Origin of the sequence: Leucobacter chinensis, assembly GCF_019049105.1 — a bacterium.
Lineage (GTDB): Bacteria > Actinomycetota > Actinomycetes > Actinomycetales > Microbacteriaceae > Leucobacter_A > Leucobacter_A chinensis.
Window position 1 is genome coordinate 124,399 of the sequence record NZ_JAHQZR010000001.1, and the last position, 21,697, is coordinate 146,095.

Here is a 21,697-nt window from a genome sequence, read left to right on the forward strand (position 1 = left end):
CATAAAAAGGTGAGGGCCGGGGCAAAGATGCCCCGGCCCTCACCTGCCTATCGCGTGGTACTAGATATCAAGTGCCCTGCGAATAAGGTCTTCTTGCTCGACCGCGTGGACCTTGGCGAGACCCGTTGAAGGGGCAGCCGAGGCAGGGCGTGAAATGAGGCGAACGCCTCGGGTGCCCTGGTACTTCACGAACTCGAGCGAGACAAACGGCCATGCGCCCTGGTTCTCTGGCTCGTCCTGAACCCAAACGAACTCTGCCGAGCGCGGGTAGGTTGAGAGGATCGTGCGAATCGCATCGACCGGGGTCGGGTAGTACTGCTCGACGCGAACAAGCGCGACCCGGGGGTCTGGCTGCTTCTCGAGCGCCGCCCGGAGGTCGTAGTACGTCTTGCCTGAGACCATGATGACGCGCTCGACCTGGCTCTTGTCAGTGATTTGCGCGTCGTCGATGACCTCTTGGAACGTACCCTGTGTGAAGTCTTCAACCGACGAGGTCGCACTGCGCAGTCGCAGCATTGACTTCGGGGTGAAGACGATGAGCGGCTTGCGGGGGCGCTGGTAGGCCTGGCGACGCAACAGGTGGAAGTAGTTTGCCGGTGTCGAGGGGCGTGCCACAATCATGTTGTCTTCGGCGCACAGCTGCAGGTAGCGTTCGATGCGGGCCGATGAGTGGTCAGGGCCCTGACCCTCGTAGCCGTGAGGCAGCAGCATGACGACCGACGAACTCTGGCCCCACTTCTGCTCGGCCGACGAGATGAACTCGTCGATGACCGTCTGAGCGCCGTTGGCGAAGTCACCAAACTGTGCCTCCCACACGACGAGAGCGTCTTCACGCTGCAACGAGTAACCGTACTCGTACGCAAGCGCTGCGTACTCTGAGAGCAGCGAGTCATAGATCCAGAAGCGAGCCTGCTGCTCGCTGAGGTTCATGAGGGGCAGCCATTCCTGACCGTTCTTACGGTCGTGGAACACCGCGTGACGCTGCGCAAAGGTACCGCGACGGGCATCCTGACCGGCGAAGCGCACCGCGGTGCCCTCGACGAGCAGTGAACCGAGCGCGAGTAGCTCGCCGAAGCCCCAGTCGATGTTGCCCGAGCGGCTCATTTCGACGCGCTTGTTGAGCAGCTGCTGCAGCTTCGTGTGCACGGTAAAGCCGGTTGGCTTATTGGCGTGTGCATCGCCGACGAGTTCGACAACGCTGCGGTCGACCGCTGTCGGCACCTGGCTCACCGGAATGGTCGAGGTCACGGGAGCGTTGCCATCGATGACGGGGATCGAAGCGGTTTCGGCCGCGTGCGTCTCCATAAACGCCTGCTCGAGGCGGTTCTGGAAGTCGTCCTGCGCTCCCTGGTATTCCTCTTCGGTGATATCGCCACGGGCAACCAGCGTCGACGAGTAAATCTTTCGCGAGCTACGCTTCGCGTCGATCAGGTCGTACATGAGCGGCTGGGTCATCGAGGGGTCGTCGCCCTCGTTGTGGCCGCGGAGACGGTAGCTGATGAGATCGATGATGACGTCAACGTGGAACTTCTGGCGGAACTCGTATGCGAGCTTCGCCACGCGCACGACTGACTCGGGGTCATCGCCATTCACGTGGAAGATTGGCGCCTGAATGACCTTGCCAATGTCGGTCGAGTAAGTACCCGAGCGTGAGTCCTGCGGAAGCGTCGTGAAACCGACCTGGTTATTAATGACCACGTGGATCGTGCCGCCGGTGCGGTAGCCGCGCAGCTGCGACATCTGCAGGGTTTCGTAGACAACACCCTGGCCGGACATTGCGGCATCGCCGTGGAGCAGGATGGGGAGCGTCGTGAACGAGCCGATGGGCTTCAGGTCTTGTTTCGCGCGAACGATGCCCTCGAGCACGCCATTGACGGTCTCAAGGTGCGAAGGGTTCGCGGCGAGGTAGATCGGTACCTGCTTGCCGGTCGGCGAGGTGAAAGTACCCTCGGTGCCGAGGTGGTACTTGACGTCACCCGAGCGTTTGCCGACCGCAAAGTTGCCCTCGAACTCGCCGAAGATCTGGCCGTATGACTTGCCAGCGATGTTGGCGAGCACGTTGAGGCGGCCGCGGTGGGCCATACCGATGTCGACGCTGTCGACGCCGTCTTCTGCAGCGTCTGAGAGCATTGCATCGAGGAAGGGAATGACCGACTCGCTGCCCTCGAGGCTGAAGCGCTTCTGGCCAACATACTTGGTCTGGAGGAAGGTCTCGAAGGCCTCAGCCTGGTTGAGCTTCTCGAGAATGCGCATCTGCTCGTCGCGGTCTGGCTTGACCCAGGGAACCTCGACCTGCTCGCGAATCCAGAGACGCTGCTCAGGGTCCTGAATGTGCATGTACTCGATGCCGATCTTGCGGCAGTACGAATCGCGGAGCACTCCGAGCAGGTCGCGCAATTGCATGCGGTCTTTGCCACCGATGCCGCCCGTGACGAACTCGCGATCGAGGTCCCAGAACGTGAGACCGTGTGACTCGATCTCGAGGTCTGGGTGTGAACGCTGCTCGTATTCAAGGGGGTTCGTGTCGGCCATGAGATGGCCGCGCACGCGGAACGCGTTGATGAGGTCTTGCACACGAGCCGACTTGTCGATCGCGCCGTGCAGATCGATATGAATGTCTGTCGCCCAGGTGATGGGTGCGTACGGGATACGCAGCGCCTCAAAGATTTCTTGGTAGAAGTTGTGGCCGCCGGTGAGGCGCTCGTGCACAATCTTCAAGAACTCGCCTGAGCCGGCACCCTGAATGACGCGGTGGTCGTAGGTGCTCGTCAGCGTGATGGTCTTGCCGATACCGAGGTTCTGCAGAACCTCGGGTGACGAGCCCTGGAACTCGGCGGGGTACTCGAGCGCTCCCGCGCCGATGATGCAGCCCTGGCCCTCCATGAGGCGGGGAACCGAGTGAACGGTGCCGATGCCGCCTGGGTTCGTCAAGCTGATAGTCGTGCCCTGGTAATCGTCAACACCGAGCTTGCCCTTGCGGGCACGGGTCACGAGATCTTCGTAGGCGTCGAGGAACTCGTTGAAGTCGAGGGTCTCTGCACGCTTGATTGAAGGAACGACGAGCGTTCGGGTGCCGTCAGGCTTCGGCAGGTCAATGGCGATGCCGAGGGCAACATGTGCTGGAACAATAAGCGAGGGCTTGCCGTCAACGACACCGTAAGCAACGTTCTGGCTGGGGAACTCTTTGAGTGTCTGTACGATGGCCCAGCCGATGAGGTGGGTAAACGATACCTTGCCACCGCGGGTGCGGCGCATGTGGTTGTTCATGACGATACGGTTATCGATCATGAGCTTTGCGGGAACCGTTCGAACACTTGTAGCGGTGGGAACCTTAAGGCTCTCGTCCATGTTCTGTGCGACGATCTTTGCCACGCCCTTCAGCGCTGAGGTGGTGGGCTCGTCATTGTCTGGCTCTGCGGGTGCAGCTGAGGGCTTTGAACGCCTCGCCTCTGCGGGAATCGGGGTGACCTTCGGCTGACGTGCCGTGGTTCTCGCCTCGATCGTTCCCGTTTGTGGAGCCGCTGGAGGAGAAGCAGCTGCAGCGGGAGCAGCCGGGGTAGAAGCCTGGGGTGCCGCCTGTGCGGGTGCGGCGGGAGCGGGAGCCTCGGCGGCGGGAGCAACCCCGCCTCCGCCAGCTGCAACTTTCGCGCCATACTCTTCGAGGGTGGGCCACCAGGATTTATCTACCTGTGACTTATCTTTAACGTATTGCTTGTACAACTCTTCTACGAGCCAAGCGTTAGCGCCGAAATCTTCTGAGATGCCACCGTTTCCGGTGCCTCCCGATTGCACAGCCAAACTGATGTTCCTCTCTGTTGTGCAGACACTGCACGTTAGATGATGTTGGGGTGCCCACCTAGTTGTGGATCGCCACCTACTAGCCTACGTCAGTTTTGCTTACAATGCACCATGGACAATCAGGTGAAGCTCGATCTTCGCACCCTGGCACGGTAGCGTGAGAACTATGCAGTTTCTTGACTCAGGAATCCACGGTGATCTCACCTATTCAGACGTCTTTCTTGTGCCGAGCTTGAGCGATGTTACAAGCCGATACGAGGCAGACCTGGGCCCCGGTGACGGGACCGGCATGACGATTCCGCTCATTGCCTCAAACATGAACGCGGTGACGGGCCCACGCCTCGCAGCAACGATCGCGAGGCGTGGCGGTATTGGCGTGTTGCCACAGGATATGGGCCCTGCAGACTTGCTGGGTGCGATCCGCTGGGTCAAAGAGCAATCGCCACTCTGGGACAGCCCGTATCGCGCGAGTGCCGACACAACCGTTGCTGAAGCCCTTACGCGCCTACCGGCAACCCGTGGGTTTGCGTTTATCGTGACCGAGGGTGACGAAGACCTCGGAGTGGTGCCAGCCGAACTGCTCGCAACGGTCGACCGACACAGCACCCTGGGGCAGCTCTCGCAGAGCGGGTGGCTCGCACTCGAGGCCGAGACGATCACCGACGGTGAACAAGCCTACGAGGCACTGGCCGCAACCAACCACGCCTTTGCGCTTGTCGTGCGTCGGGGCCACATCATCGGCACGATTTCTGACAAGACCGCCGTGCGTAGCACCGTCTACACTCCGAATCTGAATGCGCAGGGAACCCTCGGTCTTGCGGCCGCCGTTGGCATCAACGGTGACGTGACTGGCCGAGCAAAAGCCCTCGTCGAGGCCGGCGTTGACGTACTCGTACTCGATACCGCGCATGGGCACCAGCGCGCCATGGTGCAGGCCGTCGAAGCCGTCGCTGCACTCGACCTGGGAGTGCCCATTGTTGCTGGCAACGTCGTCACCGCTCAGGCGACTAACGATCTTGTGCAAGCGGGGGCGAACATCGTCAAGGTCGGGGTTGGCCCCGGTGCGATGTGCACGACGCGCATGATGACGGCCGTCGGCCGGCCCCAATTCTCAGCGGTTCTCGAGGCCGCCGAAGCAGCCCGAGTTGCGGGTGCTCATGTGTGGGCAGACGGTGGAGTGCAGTTTCCACGTGACGTTGCGCTCGCGCTCGCTGCGGGAGCCCGTGGCGTGATGATCGGTTCATGGTTTGCGGGCAACATCGAGTCGCCCGGGCAGATTCAACGCGAGGCGAACGGCGACCTCTTTAAGACGAACTGGGGTATGGCCTCGACCAAGGCTGTGACCGAACGCTTCGCTCGGCTCAGCGCCTTCGAACGTGCGCGCAAAGCGATGTTCTCAGAGGGCATCAGCGAGAGTCGCGTGAAGCTTGACCCAGAACGTCCCTCGATCGAAGACAGCATTGACGCGATCACGGCTGGGGTACGCTCGTCGATGACCTACGCGGGTGCGCGGGACATCGAGGCGTTCCACGAACGAGCCGTCGTGGGGGTGCAGTCGGCTGCGGGATATGAAGAAGGCCGGGCGCGCGAGCGCATTTCACGATAAACTGCAAATAATTATGAGAAGATCATCGAATTCCGACGACCCTCCGAGTAGCAACTCACTTGAGCCCACGCGGGGGTACCGCGCATGAACGAGTGGATTCTGCTCGCTATAGGTCTTGTGCTTACCCTTGGCACTGGCGTTTTCGTTGCGAGCGAGTTCTCGCTCGTGGCTCTCGAACGCGCTGCCCTTGAACGCCGCAGAAGCGCGGGGGAGCGCGGGCTTGGTTCAGTGCTCAAAGCTCTCTCTACCACCTCGACGCAGCTCTCGAGTGCTCAGCTCGGTATTACGCTCACGACGCTGCTCGCGGGCTTCACCCTCGAGCCAGCGCTCAGCACCATGCTTAATGCGCCGCTTGGTGCTCTCGGCATCAGTGACGCGGTATTGCCGATCATTACGGTGCCACTCGCGGTTGCGATCGCGACGTTGCTCTCGATGATCTTCGGTGAACTCGTGCCCAAAAACTTTGCAATTGCGAAGCCACTTGAAACAGCCAAGATTGTCTCGCCGCTGCAACTCGGGTTTACCGCGGTTTTCAAACCCGCTGTGCTCGGGCTCAACGGCAGTGCCAACTGGTTCTTGCGCAAGGTCGGTATCGAGCCGAAAGAAGAGCTCTCGAGCGCACGTACCGCCCAAGAGCTTTCGTCTCTCGTGCGCCACTCAGCGAATACCGGTCTACTTGAAGAAGAGACCGCCGACCTCATTGGCCGCACGCTGCGTTTCTCAGAGAGGAACGCAATCGACGTTATGACGCCAAGGCTGAAAATGGAGAGCCTCCACAAGCTCGACTCCGCACAGAGCGTCATCGACCTCGCGGGTAAAACCGGCTTCTCGCGCTTTCCCGTGATCGACGAAGACCGAGATGATGTTGTCGGCGTTGTGCACCTTAAACAGGCGGTCGGAGTGCCGCGCGAAAAGCGTCAAGAGGTTCCCGTTGCGGCCCTGTCAGATGATGCGCCACGTGTTCCTGAAACGATGCCACTCGATGTACTGCTTGGCGAGCTTCGTAACCAGGGTTTCCAAATCGCGATCGTGGTCGACGAGTACGGAGGCACCTCAGGCATGGTGACGCTCGAAGATCTCGTTGAAGAGCTCATTGGCGAGGTCGCCGACGAGCACGACCGCGATTCGGTCGAGATCTCGCAGCGCGGTGACCACATCGAGTTTCCCGCCGACCTTCGGCCCGACGAAGTTCTCTCTCAGACGAGCATCGTGGTCCCAGAGCGGCCCGAATACGACACCGTTGCCGGGTACGTCGTCTATGAGCTGGGGCGCATGCCGCAGCAGGGCGATAGCGTTGCCGTTCCCGAAGGCACCCTGACGGTGCAGAAGATGGATGGGATGCGAGTGGATCGCCTGCTCTTTACGAGAGCAGCAGAAACCGGGGGAGGTGAGAACGATGAGTGAGTGGTCAGGTATTCTTTGGCTTTTCGTGTTGCTGCTCGCGAACGCCTTTTTCGTGGCAGCCGAGTTCGCGGTAATTTCTGCGCGGCGCTCGCAAATCGAGCCACGCGCAGAGGCTGGCGAGAAGCGCGCCAAGACGGCACTGTACGCGATGGAACACGCGACCCTCATGCTCGCGACGAGTCAGCTCGGCATCACGGTCTGTTCGCTCGTCATCCTGAACGTTTCTGAACCCGCGATCCACCACCTTCTTGAAGGGCCGCTCGAATGGACCGGCATGAGCGCGAACATGGTGTCGATTGCCGGCTTCATCATCACCCTTGTGCTCGTTACATACCTGCACGTCGTGGTAGGTGAGATGATTCCTAAGAACGCGGCGTTCAGCGTGCCAGATCGCGCGGTGCTCATTCTCGCACCGCCGCTCGTGGCGGTCTCTCGGGTGTTCGGGCTGCTCATCAAAGGCCTGAACGCGATCGCCAACGGCATTCTGAGGCTGTTTGGTGTTGAGCCAAAGAGCGAGACGAACAGCAGCTACACGCTCGAAGAGGTCGCAACGATCGTGAGCCACTCACAAGAGGAAGGCCTGCTTGAAGACCGCAGCGGCGCCCTCACTGCTGCGTTTGATTTCACGCAGAAGAATGCTGAAAGGGTTGCCGTTTCGCGTGATGCTCTCGTGACTATCTCGCACCTCTCATCACCTGATGAGGTCGAGCAGACTGTCGCAAAACACGGCTTCTCGCGCTATATCGTCACCGACGAGCACGACTCCCTCGTTGGCTACGTACACATCAAAGACCTTATTCGCATCGCGCCTGAACGCGCTGGCGATCCGATTCCAGCCAAACGCATCAGGCAACTGCTCGATGTGCCGGCAGATGCGGTGGTCGGTGATGTTGTTGCTCTCATGCAGCAGGAGGGCACGCACCTCGCGCGGGTTACCGCAGCTGAGGGTGAGGAAGTTGGCGTGCTCTTCCTAGAAGACGTTATTGAAGAGCTTGTGGGAGAGGTGCACGACGCTACCCGACGCAAACGCTTCGACTAAACCGAACCGTAACGGTGCGGGCCTCTAGCCTTCGGGCTGGGGGCCCGCTTGCGGTTGGTCGCCCTCTGAAACGCCCTCTTCACCCTGCTGGGCTTCTGGGTTTTCGGAGCCTTCTTGAGACTGCTGCTTTTCAGCACCTTCGCCCTCGTGCGCTGAGGAGGGCTGGTCAAAAGTTGCGAGCGGTTCGAGCACGAGCTCAAGGCGGACGGTGCGGGCAGAGAGCTGCCCCTCGGTGACGAAAGAGTCTGGCAGGTCGAATGTAGCCTCAGCGCGAGAGCTGTCTTCATCGAACTGTGGCGTGAACAGCACTCTTGTGTCGGGATAGGTGGCTGAGGGCGTGATGAGTGTGCCAATGGCCCCGAATGATTCGAGGGGCTCGCCGCGACGCTCGTAGAGCGCTGGCTCGGTGAGAACGAACCGTAGGTCGTCTTGCGACTCCAGAGAAGCAACGAGCTCGATGCTCGTCACAATGCCATCACTTGTCACGATGGTTCCCGAAGCATCTCTGAGTAGTTCTGCAGAGGTCTCGTCGGTTTCTGGCGAAGCTTCTTCGTTATCTTGTTCGGGAGCTTCAACTGAACCGCTAATCGAGTATGTGGTGCTTGTCACCGGGGCGAGCAAGCTCGCGTCTGCGTTAAAACTACGTACCGCCTGGTCAGCGACCTCGGCCACCTCTGAGCAACCGGTAAATAAGAGGGTGCCAACAGTGCACCAGCAGCCCATGAGAAGCGTGCGCCGTAGCGGGGCTCTCTTGCCGTGGTGCGACCTGGAGGTGACGAAGAAGTTCATATCTCTCATAGCGTAAGGCTCGCACCTTGACACTGACGGGGAAGAGGCTGAACGTTGCCTACTCGTTGGCTGCGTGCGCGATGAGCCGCGCGAGATGTTCGCCGACGACGTCGAACTCAATAAGGAATGCGTCGTGGCCGTAAGGGGAGTCAATGATGGTTGGTACGTCGCCGTCGATGTTGCCGGGAACGAGCCTTGCGATTTCTTCTTGCCCCTCAAGCGTGAAGAGTCGGTCGGTGGTGATGCCGATCACGAGGGTCGGCACGGTCACCTCGCCAAGCGTCCGTTCGACCCCACCGCGGCCACGACCGATGTCATGGGAGTTCATGGCCTCAACGAGCGTGAGGTAACTGCCAGCGTCGAAGCGCCTGGTGAACTTATTACCGTGAAAGTCGAGGTATGACTCAACCGCGAAGCGGCCGCCGTTTCCGAGCGGGCTGCGCGCCGACTGCCACGAACGGCCAAACCGTGCGTTGAGTTCGGTATTACTGCGGTAGTTGAGCAAGGCCATGCGCCGGGCTGTTGCAAGCCCATTGTGTGGGCCGAGGCCGTCGGGTGAGTCGTAGTAGTTGCCGCCGCGGTAGTAAGGGTCAGAGCGGATCGCCTCGAGCTGCACCAGGTTGAACCCGATGTGGTCGGCGGTCAAGATCGGTGGAGCCGCAATGACAGCGAGGCGCTCAATCCGGTCGGGATGCGTTACCGCCCATTCGAGGGCGTGCATACCGCCCATTGAGCCTCCAATGACGGTGTGGAACGTTTCGATACCGAGGTGCTCGCGCAGTCTTTCGGTTGCTGCGACTTGGTCACGAATCGTGAGGTACGGAAAGTTGCCGCCCCACTCGACACCGTTCGGTGCGAGTGAGGCCGGCCCGGTGGTGCCTTGGCAGCCGCCGAGCACGTTGGGGGCGATGACGCAGAACCTGTCGGTATCGAGCGCCTTGCCAGGACCAACGATTTCGGCCCACCAGCCGTCGGTTGCGTGGCCGCGGCCAGCGTCGCCGACGAGGTGGCTGTCGCCGGTCAGGGCGTGAAAGACGAGAATGGCGTTGCTGCCGTCGTCGTTCAAGGTGCCGAAGGTTTCGTAGGCCATACGCACGTGAGGAATGACCTCGCGCGACTCGGTTGTGAGGGGGCCAAGGTTCGCGAACTGGCGGTTGCCCGTTGGGTCGCCCTCACGCCACCCTCCCGTGATGGGAGGGCGGCCGATAAGGGCCCTTAACTGAGCGTCAGTGATGAAGTCAGTGGGAAAGGAATCTTCGGGGGTTTGCCAGTCCATCGAGCGTTATGCTCCCTGCGCGACGACCTCGCGGGCGGCAGCAAAGCCAACCTCAAGGTCTGCCTGAATGTCAGCGAGCGATTCGATGCCTACCGAGAGTCGCACGAGGCCCGGCGTCACGCCAGCCTGTAACTGCTCTTCTGGGCTGAGCTGAGAGTGCGTGGTCGAAGCCGGGTGAATGACGAGGCTGCGCACGTCGCCAATGTTTGCGACGTGGCTGAACAGCTCAAGGCTGTTGACGAATGCTTTACCTGCCTCGACGCCGCCTTTGAGCTCGAACGAGAGAACTGCGCCCACGCCCTTCGGGGCGTACTTGTTGGCTGCCGCGTACCACGGGCTCGAGGGGAGGCCCGAGTAAGAAACGCTCGCGACGCTCTCGTGGTTTTCGAGCCACTCGGCAACGTGCTGCGCGTTCTGGTTGTGGCGCTCGACGCGCAGAGAGAGGGTCTCGATGCCCTGGAGCAGCTGCCATGCCGAGTTCGGGGCGATTGCGGCACCGATGTCACGCAGCAACTGCACGCGTGCCTTGAGTGCAAAAGCGATGCCATCGCCGAGGGCGCCGGTGTAGCTCACGCCGTTGTATGACGGGTCTGGCTCGGTGAGGCCGGGGAAGCGCTCGGCGTGCTGTGACCAGGGGAACTTGCCGCCGTCAACGATGACGCCAGCGAGAACCGTGCCGTGGCCCGAGAGGAACTTCGTTGCCGAGTGCACGACGATGTCGGCGCCGTGCTCAAGAGGGCGCACGAGGAATGGCGTGGCAATCGTGTTGTCGACGATGAAGGGAAGGTCGTGCTCGTGTGCGAGATTTGCGACCGTTTCAATGTCGAGGACGTTCGTGCGGGGGTTGCCAATGGTCTCGGCAAAGAATGCCTTGGTGTTAGGGCGTACCGCTGCTCGCCACTCGGCTTCACTGTCTTGGTCTTCGATGAAGGTGACGTCGATTCCAAGCTTCTTGAAGGTGTACTTGAAGAGGTTGTGCGTGCCGCCGTAGATTGACGCTGACGAGACAATGTGGTCGCCTGCACCCGCAATGTTCAGAATGGAGAACGTGATTGCCGACTGGCCGCTTGAGAGCAGGAGTGCCGCGGTGCCGCCTTCGAGCGCAGCGATACGCTGCTCGGCAGCGTCCTGTGTGGGGTTCATGATGCGGGTGTAGATGTTCCCGAACTCACCGAGCGCGAAAAGATTTGCTGCGTGATCGGTGTCTTTGAACACGTAAGCGGTGGTCTGGTAGAGGGGTAGTGCGCGTGAACCGGTTACCGGGTCAGGCTGCTGGCCCGAGTGCACCTGCTTTGTCTCAAACCCCCAGTTGGCATCGTTGCTCATCGTCTGTTTCTCCTTGAAAGTGTGAAGCGTGAAAAATCGTATTGTGAATGATTCGAGCGTAAGCTGGAACAGTTGTGATGACAAACACCCTTGCAACACAGCGTAACGTGACCCCCTGACAGATACAGCATCGAAGGAGAGCGACCGTGAAACGAGTGGTAGTGACAGGAGCCTCGTCGGGCATCGGTGAAGCGAGCGTTCGTGAGTTCGTGGCACGCGGCTGGAACGTGGTCGCGGTGGCTCGACGGCGAGAACGCCTCGAAGCTCTCGCGAGAGAAACCGGCGTGATGACCATCGTGTGTGACGTGACGAATGAGGCTCAGGTCGCGGCAATGGCTCAACAGGTACGAGAAACTGGCGGTGCAACCGTACTTGCGAACATCGCTGGGGGAGCGCTTGGCGTTGACCGGGTTGAAGATGCTTCGAACGACGACTGGCGCTGGATGTTCGAAGTGAACGTTCTCGGGCTCCGCTCAGTGACGGCCTCACTCCTGCCAACACTTCGTGAGGCGGCTCGCGAACACGGTGCAGGGGCCACCATTATGAACCTGACCTCGACCGCCGGCCTTGCAGCCTACCCAGGAGGAGGCGGTTACAACGCGGCCAAGTATGCAGCCCACGCGGTGACCGAGGTTTTGCGTCTCGAGCTCGCTGGCGAACCGATTCGCGTGATGGAGCTCGCACCCGGCCTCGTGCACACCGAAGAGTTCACGTTGAATCGGCTTCGGGGTGACGCGGAAGCCGCTGAAAAGCCATACGACAACGTCGAGTCGTTGACCGCGCACGACGTCGCACAGGTGCTCGTCGACGCCTGTGAACAGCCGGCGCACGTAAACCAAGACCTGATCGTGCTGCGTCCTGTTGCCCAGTCCAGTGTCTTCCATACCCACCGCGGCCCGCTCGTGGTGCGTGGGGAAGACCAGGCGTGAGCACTGACGCACTGACCCCCGCTCAGCTTGCAGCCGAGGGGTTCATTGCGCAGGACTGGGTGGGTGTGCTCGAACCCGAGGCTCAGCGTCTCGCGGCACTTGGCGAACTCTTGCGTGAAGAACACGCGGCAGGGGTTGTGACGCTTCCCGCTGGCGAACACATTCTCAGGGCCTTTGAACAGCCACTTGAACGGGTGCGAGTGTTAATCGTTGGCCAAGACCCGTACCCGACACCGGGTCATGCGATTGGGCTCTCATTTGCCGTGCAGCGCGATGTGCGGCCGTTGCCCCGCAGTCTGAAGAACATCTACGCCGAGCTCGAGAACGACCTTGGCATTGCGCCGGCACCACACGGTGACCTGAGCGCCTGGACCGACCAGGGCGTTATGCTCCTCAACAGAGTACTCACCGTGCGCGCTGGCGAACCGGCCTCCCACGCCAAGAAAGGGTGGGAGGAGCTCACGTCGCACGTGATTCGGGCGCTCGCCGCACGTGGGGGCCCGCTCGTGGCGATTCTTTGGGGCAACCAGGCCCGCAGCCTGAAGCCCCTTCTGGGTGATACTCCGATAATCGAGAGTGCACATCCGTCGCCCCTGTCAGCCTCGAGAGGGTTTTTCGGTTCGCGGCCGTTTAGCAGAGCGAATGAAGCACTCGCCTCGCTTGGGGCTGCCCCCATCGACTGGCGAATCTGACTGCCGTGTAGCCCCTCCTGCTGAAACTGGCGGATCGGCGCGAGCCGCCCAAAGCATCGCTTGTTGCCGCGAATGAGATCTCGTTCGCATCGTGCGGCGCATGTTACTAGTCGATAACAATGCCCAGAGATCATGTGAAAGGGCGCGTCGATCTGACAGGCTTCGATAGGATTCGGAAACGAAGCATGTCAGCGCTGATGTGATCATTGGCGTTTCGTAATGGAAAATTCGGAGGCGCAATGGTTCACCCCCCTCAAGCACTTCGTACGGGAACACGACGAATACTCGTAGCAGTCACCCTCTGCCTATTCGTTTTGTTCGGTACTCTTCTCGCAGCGCCCGCGGCACACGCGGCAGAATGCGTTCCAAGCAGCGATACGGGATGCGTGCAAGGCATCATTAAAACAAGCGAGGGAGAGCCTGCTGCTGGCATCGAACTCACTATGACCGGTGGCGAAGGCGACGAGACCACCACAACCGATGAGAATGGTCGGTGGAGCTTTTCAGTAAGCGAGGCGGGTTCATATACCGTCGCGGTGACTGAAGAGAGCCTGCCCGATGGCCAGTTCTTGAAGTCGGTCGATCCACGTACCGTCGACGTTAAACTGCACACGGTTTCGGCCGCGTTGTTCGGGCTCAGCGACGAGCCTAGCCAGGCCGCCCCGACAACCGAGCCAGACGATTCAGGCGAAGAGTCTGAGGGCGCCGAGGCTACCCCCGGCGCTAACCCCAACGCTGTTGAGGGGCAGCCGGCCGCCGAGGCTGGCGGTGACGGCTTCTCATGGCCACGCTTCTGGCAGCAGCTCGCGTCGGGTATTCGTATGGGGCTCCTGCTCTCGCTCGGTGCTGTAGGGCTTTCGCTCGTGTACGGCACGACCGGTCTCTCAAACTTCTCTCATGCCGAGATGCTGTCAATGGGTGGCATCTTCGCTTTCCTCTTCATGCAGATCACCGGAAACCTCTGGCTGACCGGCCTCATCGTTGTTGCACTGATGGCCGGGGTGGGCTGGCTGCAAGACGCCGTGTTATGGAAGCCGTTGCGTAAGAAACGGCTCAGCCTCATGCAAATGATGATCGTCTCAATCGGCTTTTCCATCGTGCTGCAAAACATCTTCCAATTCTTCTTCGGTGCCAACATCTTGCGCATTGATCCTTCGACCCCGAAAACGGTGCGTATCTTAGGCGTCACGCTCACGGTGCAGTCGTACATTGCGATGGGCATTGCCCTCGTGCTCATCATCGCAGTCGGGCTCATCATGAAGTACACCAGGTTTGGTAGGGCTACGAGGGCGGTGGCCGACAACAGGCCGCTTGCCGAGGCGTCGGGCATCGATGTGCAGCGGGTGATCCGCCTCGTATGGGTCATGGGAGTCGCTCTTGCTGGCCTCTCAGGCATGCTCATTGGCCTCGTACTCAACGGCATCGCGTGGAACACCGGGTGGCACTTCTTGCTGTTGCTGTTTGCCGCGGTGATTCTCGGCGGCATCGGCACCGCGTTCGGTGCCATCGTCGGTGCGATGATCATCGGCATCATCGTCGAGACGGCAAACATTTGGCTGCCAGGCGACCTCAAGCACGCAGCCGCACTCTTCATTCTCATCGTGGTACTGCTCGTGAGACCACAAGGCCTCTTTGGCCGAAAAGAGCGGATCGGTTAAGGAGCAACCCATGGAATTCTGGACAGGACTTCTGCAGGCAATCCTGCAGACCGCGCTTTCTCCGGTCACCGCAGCATTTGTGATTGCCGCGATCGGTCTCAATATTCACTTCGGCTTCACGGGCCTCATGAACATCGGCCAGGCGGGCTTCATGCTCGTTGGCGGCTACGGTTTCGTTATCTCAGTCATGCACGGCCTCGGGGTGTTCCCAGCGATCATCATTTCTATGCTCGCCTCAATGCTCTTTGCGCTGTTGCTCGGCATTCCGACGGTCAAGCTTAGGGGAGACTACCTCGCGATCGTGACCATCGGTGCCGCAGAGATTGTGCGCATGGTCGCCCGACTCGCGAACATGACACCGCTGACCGGCGGGCCGAGCGGCATTCAGAGCCCGCTCTTTCGCGAGGGGCTCAACGCGCTCTCGCCGCTGCCGGAGGGTCGAACGACGTTCCTCGGCATGACCTACGTGAACACCGGCGTTGATGACTGGTGGTCGCGCATCGTGGCATGGTCACTCGTCGCGCTCTTTCTGCTCATCACCTGGCTGATCATGCGGAGCCCCTGGGGCCGTGTGCTGCGGGGCATTCGTGAAGACGAAGACGCCGTGCGGAGCCTCGGCAAGAGCCCCTTCTCGTACAAGCTGCAGGCACTCATGATCGGTGGCGTGATGGGCGGCTTTGGCGGCATCATCATGTCACTCACCGCTGCGATCAACCCCGACGGGATGGGTCGTGCCACGACCTTCAACCTCTGGATGATCATGCTGCTCGGTGGAGCCGCGACAATTCTCGGGCCGCTGCTCGGGTCGATTCTCTTCTTCGTCGTGCGTCTCGTGATCACGAGCGCGATGACCGAGTTCGTGCCCTCGCACATTCTTTCGGGGCAGCAAACTGAGATTATCGCGTGGGTGCTCATCGGCCTCATGCTCATGCTGCTCGTCATCTTTAGGCCGCAAGGCATTCTCGGCAATAAGAAGGAGCTGTCATTCAATGTCTGACCGCAACTACCCCTCAGACCGCGAGGCCCTGCGTGCAGAGCTGCGCACGCTCGACCAGGTGCCCGGCGTTGCAAAGCCCGACCCTATTCTCACCGTTGACAGTGTCACGCGTCGCTTCGGCGGTATGACGGCCGTAAACGTGCGCCACCTCGAGGTGCCTCGCGGAGCGATCACCGCGCTTATCGGCCCCAACGGCGCCGGCAAGACAACGTTCTTCAACCTGCTCACCGGTTTTGACCATCCGTCGAAGCCAGCCGGGGGCCAGGAACGCCCTGCGTGGAGCTTCAACGGGCAAGATCTCGGCCGCACGAGCGCGACAAAAGTGGCCCGGTCGGGCATGATCCGCACATTCCAGCTGACGAAGGCGCTCAGCGGCATGAGCGTGCTCGACAACATGCTCATTGGTGCAAACGACCAGCCCGGTGAAAACCTGTTCGTGAGCCTTGCCAAGCCCTTCTGGGCGAAGCGCGAGCGTGAGAATATCGAGCGGGCCGAGGCGCTGCTCAAACGATTCAAGCTCGACGCGAAGCGGGACGATATGGCTGGCGGCCTTTCGGGCGGCCAAAAGAAACTGCTCGAGATGGCTCGCGCGCTCATGGCGAACCCGTCGATGATTATGCTCGACGAACCCATGGCGGGCGTGAACCCGGCGCTGACGCAGAGCCTGCTCGAGCACATTCAGCGGCTGCGTGACGAGGGTACCACCGTGCTCTTCGTCGAGCACGACATGCACGTCGTGCGGCATATCTCTGACTGGGTTGTCGTCATGGCACAGGGTGAGGTGATCGCCGAGGGCCTGCCAGAAGAGGTCATGACAACGCCGGCCGTGGTTGATGCGTACCTCGGTGCGCACCATGACCGCGACCTGGGCGATGACGCGTCGCTCACGACCGGCATCATGCTGAACATCTCAGAGCAGATCGAAGAAGAAGTCAGGGAGGAGTCGCGATGACCACCGCGCCACAGCCAATCATGAGGGCCGACGGGCTCGATGCGGGCTACCTGCCCGGAATCAACATTCTGAACAACTGCTCGCTCGAGGCGTACCCCGGCGAACTCGTCGGCATCATCGGTCCGAACGGCGCCGGCAAGTCGACCCTGCTCAAGTCGCTCTTCGGGCTGGTGAACATTCGCAAGGGCACCGTCACGCTCGACGGCAAAGACGTCACGAAGCATCGCACGAACCAGCTCGTGCGTGAGGGAGTCGGCTTTGTTCCGCAGACCGACAACGTGTTCCCGTCGCTCACAATCGAAGAGAACCTGCAGATGGGGCTGTACCTGAAGCCGCGTGAGTTCGCGGAGCGTGCCGACGAGATGTGGCAGTTGTTCCCGATGCTGGCGGATCGTCGCAAGCAGCTCGCCGGCTCGCTCTCGGGAGGCGAGCGCCAGTCTGTTGCCATGGCGCGCGCGCTCATGATGAAGCCGAGCGTGCTCCTGCTTGACGAACCGAGCGCAGGGCTCTCGCCCGTGCGTCAGGACGAGACCTTCATTCGTACGCGTCAGATCAATAAGACCGGCGTCACGATTATCATGGTGGAGCAGAATGCCAGGCGTTGCCTGCAAATTTGTGACCGCGCTTACGTGCTCGATCAGGGCACGAATGCCTACGAGGGAACGGGGCGTGGCCTGGCGAACGATCCGCGAGTCATCGAGCTCTACCTCGGTACGCTCGCGAAAGATGTTGAGGCGAAGTCGCAGGCGCAGAGCGCCGGCGAAGCCTCATAACGCAGTGGGCGCCCGTTGCGAGAACGGGCGCCCACTGCTGTGGCGATATGCCAAGCGTTCCTGATTACTGGTGCGTGCCGCCGTCGATGCGCACCTCGGTGCCGGTGATGAAGCGGCCGTCGTCGCTCGCGAGCATCGCAACGACGCTCGCCACGGTCTCGGGGCCTGCGAAGCCCTGGCCGAGTGCCGGCTGCAGTTTTGCGAGGAGCATCATGTCGGCGTCAGCGGGAAGGCCCGGGCCCTCGCTCTGCTTACTTGCCCCTGACCCGTCGGTCATGCCCGACGAGATTGAGCCAGGCTGAACGGCGGTGAAGCGGATGCCCTCTTTCGCGTACTCTGCGGCGAGCGCGTGGGTCATCGACTGGATGCCACCCTTACTCGCTGCGTAGGCCGACATGTAGGGGTGAGCAAAGTTCGCCGATGTCGAGCTGAAGTTGACGACTGCCGAACCGTTGCCTTCGCGCAGTGACGGGATTGCCTCACGAATCATGAGGAACGTGCCCACGAGGTTAATGCGCAGCACCTGCTCAAACGATTCGACCGAGGTCTCGTGCGTGTGAGACGAGCGCAGAATGCCTGCGGCGTTGACGAGCGCGTCGATGCCCCCGAGCCACTCTGCTGCCTCTGCGACTCCAGCCTTGACCGAAGCCTCATCGGCAACGTTCACGACGACGGTGTGCAAGCGGTCGGCGGCGTCGCCCGCTTTGGTGACGGTGTCGGCGAGGCCAGCCTCTGAGACGTCGGCTGCGACGACCCTGCCACCTTCTGAGAGCATGCGAAGAACGGTTGCCTGGCCAATGCCTGAACCGCCTCCGGTAACGAGTGAGCGGCGACCTTCATAGCGTTTCATGGGGTTTCCTTTCGTTGAAGTCTTGCTGGGCGCGAATTGCCTTAGTGGCATATCGTGTCACTTAGTCTAACCATGTCGCCTGTGGTTTTATTCCCGCCTACGATAGAGGCATGAATACTTCGCTCTCACTCACCGAACGCCGTAAGGCTGAAACGCAGCTCGACATCGCTCGAACCGCGGCCCGGCTCTTTGCCGAGCATGGCGTTGCTGGGGTGACCGTCGAGCACATTGCTGCTGAGTCCGGGGTCTCGGTGCGCACCTTCTATCGCTACTTCCCGTCGAAGCAAGACGCCGTTGCGCCACTCTTAAACGTCGGTGCGGCGAGGTGGCGCGCGGCGATCGAGCAGCACGACGACGGCGACCTGCCGAGCGCGATCGCCGCGGCCGTCGTCGAGGTGCTGACACCTGACGATGATCGCTCCCGTGCTGAGCTCGATGAGGTGCGCGGCTTACTCAAGGCCGCTCACGGCGACCCGGCGCTCAGCACCGTCTGGCATCGCGTGAACGGTGAGGCAGAGCGGCAGCTCGCCGCGGTGCTTGACGAACACGCGAGCGAGACAGCATCGGTCTTTGCGGTGCGGCTTCTCGCCGCTGCAGCAACCGATGCTATTCGGGTGAGCCTCGAACACTGGTCGGCGGGTGAGCAAGATGCAGAACGCCCGGCAGTGCTCGCACGCAGGGCGTTCACGCAGCTCTCGCGCGGAATCGAAGGGCTTTCAGCCTAGCGCTTAGATGACGCTGAGCGGAAGCGCCGGGCGGGGTGCCTTGATGCCCGGAATCTCGGGGCAGTACGTGCCCTTATAGATCGTTGGCATGCACCGGTTGCAGTGAATGCACTGCGATGCGGTTGCCGGGTTAGCCGCGATTTTTTGGATGAGGTCGGGCTCCCTCAGGAGGGCTCGACCCATCGCGACAAAGTCGTAGCCCTCTTCCATCGCGGTATCCATGCCATCGCGGTCAGTAACACCGCCGAGCAGCACCATGGGCAGCTTGAGCTCGCGCCTAAACTGCTTCGCCGTCTCCATGAAGTACAGGGGCTCGTACTCGTACTCGCGCATGAAGAAGCGGCCCACCATGCGGAGCCCGAGGTTGAGCAGCGGGTTGTGCTGGTTCTTGGCAAACTCCCTCACCGGGGCACCGCCCTTGAAGAGGTAGAGGGGGTTCAAGAGGCTTGATCCCGCGGTGAGCTCAAGCGCGTCGAGCGTGCCATCTTGCTCGAGCCAGAGCGCGGTCTGCAGAGACTCGTCGACCTGAATGCCGCTCTTCGCTCCGTCTTCCATGTTGAGCTTCGCGAGAATCGCGACCTCGCCACCAACGGCCTCGCTGACCGCCTCCATGACGCCCCTCGCGACCTTAGCGCGGTTGGCGAGCGATCCACCGTATTCGTCTTTGCGGCGGTTGATGCCTGGCGAGAGGAACGAGCTGGCGAAATAGTTGTGCCCGAGGTGAATCTCGACGGCATCGAAGCCGACATCGCGGGCCATCTTCGCGGCCTCAGCGTGCTGCCTCGTGATGCGGGTGATGTCATCTTTCGTTGCGACACGGTTCGGGCGAAGACCAAGCATGTTCATCGAGAAGCTTGGCGCGAGCGCCGGGTACTTCGTTGACGAGGGGTCTGAGACGGGGCCAGCGTGACCGATCTGGGCCGACACCTTTGCGCCGGTCTTGTGAATCGACTCGGTGAGCTGGCGCAGGCCAGGGAGGGCCTCGGGGCGCCAGTGAATCTGGTTTTTCTCAGTGCGACCCTCTGGAGCAACCGCGAGATAGGCGACCGTGGTCATGCCAATGCCGCCCTGGGTCGGCGCGAGGTGGTAGTCGATGAGCTCTTGGCTCACGAGCCCCTTGGGTGCCATGCCCTCCCACGTTGCCGCCTTGATGATGCGGTTGCGCAACGTGATGGGGCCAAGCTGTGCTGGTGAGAGCACGTCTGGGGTTGTGGGTGTGTGCGAATCGGTCATGGGTTCCTCTCTGCGACCGGGCTGCTGTGGGTTCAGCGGCCAGGCGCGGGGTCGAGCACTGTGATCCACGACAGTGCGTCGGCGACCGCCTCAGCGGCGTCGCCGTTGCCCCCAGCCATCGCCCAGTCGAGCAGGGCACTGGAGGCTGCCGCGTGCAAAGCTGCGGCAATAGCCCGGGCGGTTGTCGCCGGGATGTTTGGTGAGCGCTCGGTGATCGCCCCTGCGAGCTCGGCTGTCCAGCTTTCACTCACGGTTCGAAAGGCGCTTCGAAGGAGCGGCTCGGCGCTGAGCACGCGCTGCCAGATGAGCGGAATGTTGCCGGTTTGTGTGTCGACCGCAACCGCCTGCGTGACGAGTTCGCGCAGTAGGGTGTCGAGCGGCGCGTCGCTCGGGGCCTCTGCAAGCGCCGTATTGAGCCGTTCTGCGGCAGCGTCGACGCCCATCGAGACGAGGTCGAGCTGCGAGTTGAAGTGTCGCGTCAGGGTGCGAACGCTCACGCCGCTCGCCTCTGAGATATCTCGCCAGGTCGTCGCGGCAAATCCCTGTTCGTCCCACAGTCGAAACGCCACTTCGCCGATGGCGTCACGGTTGATGACGCTCGGGCGGCCGCGGCGGTTTTCTGATGGCTGTGTGGTGGGGCTCATGGCCTCACCGTAGCATTATTGTCCATAATGGTCAAAAATGCTATCCTGGGGGTACACCACAGAACGCCTCGGTAGGGGCAGCCCGCCGAGGCTGAGCCAAAGGAGAGCGCTATGAGTACCTCAGTTGAACAGTTTGCAGGCAAGATTGCCGTTATCACGGGTGCATCGGCTGGCATTGGCCACGGCTTTGCCTCGCAGGCGGCAGCGCTCGGCATGAAGGTTGTGCTCGCCGATATTGCTCGAGAGCGCCTCGAAGGTGCCGCCGAAACATTGCGAGAAGGCGGGGCAGAGGTGCTGGCAGTCGTGACCGACGTGTCAGACCCGGACTCGGTTGAAGCCCTCGCGAAGCGCACGATTGAACACTTTGGAAGTGTCGATATGCTCGTGAATAATGCGGGCATTATGGCGATGGGCTGGTCGTGGGAGATTCCGGCCGAGAAGTGGGACGCGATGCTGCGCATCAACATTGGCGGCTACGTGAACGTGCTGCGCGCCTTCGTGCCCCGAATGATCGAGCAGGGAACACCGGGGTGGATCATGCAGCTTTCGTCAATCGGCGGCCTTTTCCCGAGCCCACTGATGGCCCCGTACAGCGTGACGAAGTTCGGCACGCTCGCGCTTACCGAGTCGTTGCATTACGAACTGCAAATGATGCAGTCGCCCATTCAGGTCTCGGTCGTTATGCCAGACTCGGTGAAGAGCGACATCTTTGTTGCCGCGAAGAGCGCGAGCACCCGACCAGAGGCCGACGCCTTTAACCAGAGCCTGCAGCAGCGTGCCGAAGAGACGGGCATCACGCCTGAGGAGCACGCACGCCGTGTCTTCGAGCAGGTAGCCGCGGGGCAGTACTGGGTGACTCCGCAGCCTGAGGCTATTGACGAGGGCATCATGCCGCGGGCAGCGATGATTCGCGACCGCACGACGCCGGTGCTTGACATGGGGCAGTAACGTCACCGTTCACCCGGCTGCAACACTCGGGTGAGCGCAAGAAACCACTGAGGCCGGC

General features: G+C 61.3%; 18 protein-coding genes. 11 read left to right on the plus strand and 7 right to left on the minus strand.

Annotated elements, in window-relative coordinates; all coding sequences use genetic code 11:
* Positions 1 to 60: 60 nt before the first annotated feature.
* Positions 61 to 3,804, minus strand: a complete 3,744-nt coding sequence (locus KTJ78_RS00615; RefSeq protein ID WP_369807931.1) for a multifunctional oxoglutarate decarboxylase/oxoglutarate dehydrogenase thiamine pyrophosphate-binding subunit/dihydrolipoyllysine-residue succinyltransferase subunit — start codon at positions 3,802 to 3,804, stop codon at positions 61 to 63.
* 160 nt (positions 3,805 to 3,964) lie between these two features.
* Between KTJ78_RS00615 and guaB1 the strand changes: the two genes are divergently transcribed.
* The 3 genes from guaB1 to KTJ78_RS00630 all read left to right on the plus strand — a co-directional run bounded on the left by guaB1 (position 3,965) and on the right by KTJ78_RS00630 (position 7,847).
* Positions 3,965 to 5,404, plus strand: coding sequence for a GMP reductase (gene guaB1, locus KTJ78_RS00620; RefSeq protein WP_217131749.1), 1,440 nt, complete (start codon positions 3,965 to 3,967; stop codon positions 5,402 to 5,404).
* 84 nt (positions 5,405 to 5,488) lie between these two features.
* Entirely contained in the window at positions 5,489 to 6,808 is a 1,320-nt protein-coding gene (locus KTJ78_RS00625; RefSeq protein ID WP_217131751.1) for a hemolysin family protein, read from the plus strand.
* A complete protein-coding gene (locus KTJ78_RS00630) occupies positions 6,801 to 7,847 on the plus strand; it encodes a hemolysin family protein (protein WP_217131753.1) in 1,047 nt (348 codons plus the stop codon). Before KTJ78_RS00625 ends, KTJ78_RS00630 begins: the two co-directional genes overlap by 8 nt.
* A gap of 24 nt (positions 7,848 to 7,871) precedes the next feature.
* Here KTJ78_RS00630 and KTJ78_RS00635 read toward each other — a convergent pair whose 3' ends face one another.
* The 3 genes from KTJ78_RS00635 to KTJ78_RS00645 are packed head-to-tail and all read right to left on the minus strand — an operon-like array spanning position 7,872 to position 11,238.
* On the minus strand, positions 7,872 to 8,645 hold the full coding sequence (locus tag KTJ78_RS00635) for a hypothetical protein (protein ID WP_217131754.1): 774 nt from the start codon (positions 8,643 to 8,645) through the stop codon (positions 7,872 to 7,874).
* A 49-nt stretch (positions 8,646 to 8,694) separates the two neighbouring features.
* Positions 8,695 to 9,912 carry a homoserine O-acetyltransferase MetX gene (gene metX, locus KTJ78_RS00640; RefSeq protein WP_217131755.1) on the minus strand — a complete coding sequence of 406 codons (1,218 nt, stop codon included), beginning with the start codon at positions 9,910 to 9,912 and terminating at the stop codon, positions 8,695 to 8,697.
* 6 nt (positions 9,913 to 9,918) lie between these two features.
* Positions 9,919 to 11,238 (minus strand): bifunctional o-acetylhomoserine/o-acetylserine sulfhydrylase, encoded by a 1,320-nt coding sequence (locus KTJ78_RS00645; protein WP_217131756.1) that lies wholly within the window; start codon positions 11,236 to 11,238, stop codon positions 9,919 to 9,921.
* A gap of 155 nt (positions 11,239 to 11,393) precedes the next feature.
* On the opposite strand from KTJ78_RS00645, the gene KTJ78_RS00650 reads away from it, so the two are divergent.
* The 6 genes from KTJ78_RS00650 to KTJ78_RS00675 all read left to right on the plus strand — a co-directional run bounded on the left by KTJ78_RS00650 (position 11,394) and on the right by KTJ78_RS00675 (position 17,239).
* Positions 11,394 to 12,167 carry an SDR family oxidoreductase gene (locus KTJ78_RS00650; RefSeq protein ID WP_217132141.1) on the plus strand — a complete coding sequence of 258 codons (774 nt, stop codon included), beginning with the start codon at positions 11,394 to 11,396 and terminating at the stop codon, positions 12,165 to 12,167.
* Positions 12,164 to 12,859, plus strand: a complete 696-nt coding sequence (locus tag KTJ78_RS00655) for a uracil-DNA glycosylase (protein ID WP_369807912.1) — start codon at positions 12,164 to 12,166, stop codon at positions 12,857 to 12,859. The genes KTJ78_RS00650 and KTJ78_RS00655 overlap by 4 nt, the downstream gene beginning before the upstream one ends.
* 386 nt (positions 12,860 to 13,245) lie before the next feature.
* On the plus strand, positions 13,246 to 14,517 hold the full coding sequence (locus KTJ78_RS00660) for an ABC transporter permease subunit (protein WP_369807913.1): 1,272 nt from the start codon (positions 13,246 to 13,248) through the stop codon (positions 14,515 to 14,517).
* Positions 14,518 to 14,527: 10 nt separating this feature from the next.
* Positions 14,528 to 15,514, plus strand: coding sequence for a branched-chain amino acid ABC transporter permease (locus KTJ78_RS00665; RefSeq protein WP_217131758.1), 987 nt, complete (start codon positions 14,528 to 14,530; stop codon positions 15,512 to 15,514).
* Complete coding sequence (locus KTJ78_RS00670; protein WP_217131759.1) at positions 15,507 to 16,466, plus strand: ABC transporter ATP-binding protein; 960 nt, start codon at positions 15,507 to 15,509, stop codon at positions 16,464 to 16,466. The genes KTJ78_RS00665 and KTJ78_RS00670 overlap by 8 nt, the downstream gene beginning before the upstream one ends.
* A complete protein-coding gene (locus KTJ78_RS00675) occupies positions 16,463 to 17,239 on the plus strand; it encodes an ABC transporter ATP-binding protein (protein ID WP_217131761.1) in 777 nt (258 codons plus the stop codon). The genes KTJ78_RS00670 and KTJ78_RS00675 overlap by 4 nt, the downstream gene beginning before the upstream one ends.
* Positions 17,240 to 17,303: 64 nt before the next feature.
* Here the strand turns inward: KTJ78_RS00675 and KTJ78_RS00680 are convergent, their stop codons facing one another.
* Positions 17,304 to 18,089, minus strand: a complete 786-nt coding sequence (locus KTJ78_RS00680) for an SDR family NAD(P)-dependent oxidoreductase (protein WP_217131763.1) — start codon at positions 18,087 to 18,089, stop codon at positions 17,304 to 17,306.
* Positions 18,090 to 18,199: 110 nt separating this feature from the next.
* Between KTJ78_RS00680 and KTJ78_RS00685 the strand changes: the two genes are divergently transcribed.
* Complete coding sequence (locus tag KTJ78_RS00685) at positions 18,200 to 18,814, plus strand: TetR/AcrR family transcriptional regulator (RefSeq protein ID WP_217131765.1); 615 nt, start codon at positions 18,200 to 18,202, stop codon at positions 18,812 to 18,814.
* Positions 18,815 to 18,817: 3 nt separating this feature from the next.
* Here the strand turns inward: KTJ78_RS00685 and KTJ78_RS00690 are convergent, their stop codons facing one another.
* Positions 18,818 to 20,047, minus strand: a complete 1,230-nt coding sequence (locus tag KTJ78_RS00690; protein WP_217131766.1) for an NADH:flavin oxidoreductase — start codon at positions 20,045 to 20,047, stop codon at positions 18,818 to 18,820.
* Positions 20,048 to 20,079: 32 nt separating this feature from the next.
* Positions 20,080 to 20,691 carry a TetR/AcrR family transcriptional regulator gene (locus tag KTJ78_RS00695; protein ID WP_217131767.1) on the minus strand — a complete coding sequence of 204 codons (612 nt, stop codon included), beginning with the start codon at positions 20,689 to 20,691 and terminating at the stop codon, positions 20,080 to 20,082.
* A gap of 111 nt (positions 20,692 to 20,802) precedes the next feature.
* On the opposite strand from KTJ78_RS00695, the gene KTJ78_RS00700 reads away from it, so the two are divergent.
* The gene (locus KTJ78_RS00700) at positions 20,803 to 21,639 is read left to right on the plus strand and encodes an SDR family NAD(P)-dependent oxidoreductase (protein ID WP_217131768.1); all 837 of its coding nucleotides are present in this window, start codon (positions 20,803 to 20,805) and stop codon (positions 21,637 to 21,639) included.
* The last annotated feature ends 58 nt before the right edge of the window (positions 21,640 to 21,697 follow it).